Source organism: Aeromonas aquatica (assembly GCF_000764655.1).
Lineage (GTDB): Bacteria > Pseudomonadota > Gammaproteobacteria > Enterobacterales > Aeromonadaceae > Aeromonas > Aeromonas aquatica.
In genome coordinates this window covers 1-2,831 of sequence record NZ_JRGL01000146.1, presented here as the reverse complement: position 1 = coordinate 2,831, position 2,831 = coordinate 1, and the positions used below count along the sequence as shown (strand labels likewise).

Here is a 2,831-nt window from a genome sequence, read left to right as displayed (position 1 = left end):
CATTTTTTTCTTAAGAAAATCCAGTCCAGGATTCTCCCCCAATGATGCAATAAGTTTCTCCGTAAAATCTGGGATTAACCACGTAACTTTTACGCTATCAAGCATTAAGGGAAACCCTCTCGAAAAAATTAGAATTGATCCTATTTCATGCAGCGGATTTTTTCAGATTTTAGAATTTAAGTTTGAGCCCAACGAAGAAAAATACGAACAGGTGATCTAAGCAAGGTGCGAACAAGTGTGTTTATCTAAAAAACATAAAATTTTGGCTTTTTAATTTTAATAATTTGCATTGTTGGAGAATCACCTCTGGTGGTTTATTCGCACTTTCCTTAAAAAGGGATTAGCTAGATGAAAATAACAATCACAGGTACCGGTTATGTCGGTTTATCCAACGCAGTATTACTGGCCCAACATCATGACGTTATCGCCCTTGATGTACAGGCCGATAAGGTAGCCAAAATTAACCAGCGTCAGAGTCCCATCGCGGATAAAGAGCTGGAAGAATACCTTGCCAGCAAGTCACTCAACCTTAGAGCCACGCTGGACAAATTCGAGGCCTATGAGTCTGCCGACTTCGTGATCATAGCCACCCCCACCGATTACGATCCCGAGACCAACTATTTCAATACCGGCACGGTCGAGGCGGTGATCCGGGATGTGATGGCCATCAATCCGCAGGCGGTGATGGTGATAAAATCCACCATTCCGGTGGGCTTTACCGAGCGGATGCGCCATGAGCTTGGCACCGAGAATCTGATCTTCTCCCCCGAGTTCCTGCGCGAAGGCCGGGCGCTCTATGACAACTTGCACCCTTCGCGCATCGTGGTGGGTGAGTGCAGCGAGCGCGCCCAGGCCTTTGCCGATCTGCTCAAAGAAGGGGCCATCAAGCAGGATGTGCCCGTGCTGCTGACCGGCAGTACCGAGGCCGAGGCCATCAAGCTGTTTGCCAATACCTATCTAGCGATGCGGGTGGCCTATTTCAACGAGCTCGATACCTATGCCCAGTCCCATGGGCTGGACAGCCGCCAGATCATCGAGGGGATTGGGTTGGATCCGCGCATCGGCAGCCACTACAACAACCCCTCCTTTGGCTATGGCGGTTACTGCCTGCCCAAAGACACCAAGCAGTTGCTGGCCAACTACAGCCAGGTGCCCAACAACCTGATCCGCGCCATCGTCGATGCCAATACCACCCGCAAGGACTTTATTGCCGACAGCGTGATCCGCCGTCAACCCAAGGTGGTCGGCCTCCACCGCCTGGTGATGAAGGCGGGCTCTGACAACTTCCGCTCTTCTGCCATTCAGGGGATCATGAAGCGGATCAAGGCCAAGGGGATAGAAGTGGTGATATTCGAGCCCACCTTCAAGGAGGAGAGCTTCTTCCACTCCCGGGTCATCCGCAGCCTGGAGGAGTTCAAGGTCGTGAGCGACGTCATTCTGTGCAACCGCATGGCCGCTGAGCTGACCGATGTCACCGACAAGGTATATACCCGGGATCTTTTCGGCTCTGATTGATGGCGGGCTTGCCCGCGCGCTCCCCAGCCATCACCAAGGTGATCTGGCTGGGGCAGCAACAACGACAAGGAGTGCTTTTGAGAACTGATACGCCAGATATGATGACCACACAGATTAAGGTCACCCCGTTGCAACATGGGATTGCCGGCCTGGTGTTTGCCATTGACACCCCCAGAGCCGAAGAGATCACTCTCTTTGCCTCTTCGATGCTCAAGCTGTCAGGATGGGTACTGTACGATAAAAAGTCCGTAGACATAGTGGTCAGGCATCGGCACGGTGAAAACACCTTTAGGTGCAACAGAGTCAGAACTGACGTATCAAAGAAACGCGATATGGACGCAGACGCACTCTGCGGGTTTCTTATTCCCATCACTTTCTCTGGCGGCTTTGACGTCGGTTTTATTATCGAGGATAAGGTAGCCTGGGGGGCAAGAGTGGATATTTTGCCTGCAGCGAAAATACTGTTTGGCAAATCAAACCATCTTTTTTTAGACAATGACAACAATAACAGCGTGGCGCAATTTATCGGGCAGACATTGATATCCGATGAATGCCTCTCTTTATGGCAAGCCTATTTTTCTGCGCTCAATCAATGCGTGGATAACCGCCGGACAAAGCGAGTTTTTATGCTGGCGCCCGCCAAGGAACTGGTGCTTCCATACTATTATCCGCACCCAAAGGCAGACATTACCCCAGTGGAGCAGTTTCTCGTTCACTTCCAGCGGGAAGGTATCATGTATCCCAAAGACATGCTGAGCGACGCAGGGGATGCCACTTATTCAAAACAGGATACTCACTGGACCGATTATGGTGCCGGCATCGCCGTGGACCATATGCTATGCCAGCTGGGCCTGTCATTGGAAGAGCCCTTCCCCTTTGCCTTTCGTATTGTCAAGGACGCGGGGGATCTTGGGGTGAAGCTCTCAGTGCCTAGGGACCAAACGCTTATGAAGGCGGATTTTTCCCCCGTCCTCCAACACCTGGTATTTGACAATCGCCTAAAAAGCAGGGGCTTGATCCAGGTCTTTCAGCACCCAGAGGCTCCCTTGGCGCACAGCGTTGTCGTGTTCGGCGACTCCTTTGCCTACAACATGCTCCCTTATCTCGCCAATGCGTTTGCCAAAGTGGTCTATGTCTTGTCGGGGGCCAGCATCGATGACGAGATAGTGGCCCATGAGCAGCCTGATCTGGTCATCTGTGAGATCACCACTCGCTTCCTGGTGCAAGCGCCAGAGTCGAACTACTCGGTTTCGCACGACTGCAAACGAAAAATACTCACCCTGTCGGCCTTGGAGCGAGCGAATTATCTTCACTCC

The 2,831-nt window shown here is 51.7% G+C and carries 3 protein-coding genes; all 3 read left to right on the top strand.

Features of this window, described 5'->3' with window-relative positions; all coding sequences use genetic code 11:
• Positions 1 to 220 (top strand): hypothetical protein (locus LG30_RS22805; RefSeq protein ID WP_238566458.1); only part of this gene is annotated, 220 nt, incomplete at its 5' end.
• A gap of 128 nt (positions 221 to 348) precedes the next feature.
• The gene (locus LG30_RS0118695) at positions 349 to 1,515 is read left to right on the top strand and encodes a nucleotide sugar dehydrogenase (protein ID WP_033132205.1); all 1,167 of its coding nucleotides are present in this window, start codon (positions 349 to 351) and stop codon (positions 1,513 to 1,515) included.
• On the top strand, positions 1,515 to 2,831 hold a 1,317-nt coding region (locus tag LG30_RS0118690; protein ID WP_033132204.1), incomplete at its 3' end, for an alginate O-acetyltransferase AlgX-related protein. The genes LG30_RS0118695 and LG30_RS0118690, both read left to right, overlap by 1 nt.

Excerpts from the sequence above, each read along its gene's own strand:
- LG30_RS0118695 (WP_033132205.1), top strand. The coding sequence starts at position 349 with ATGAAAATAACAATCACAGGTACCGGTTATGTCGGTTTATCCAACGCA.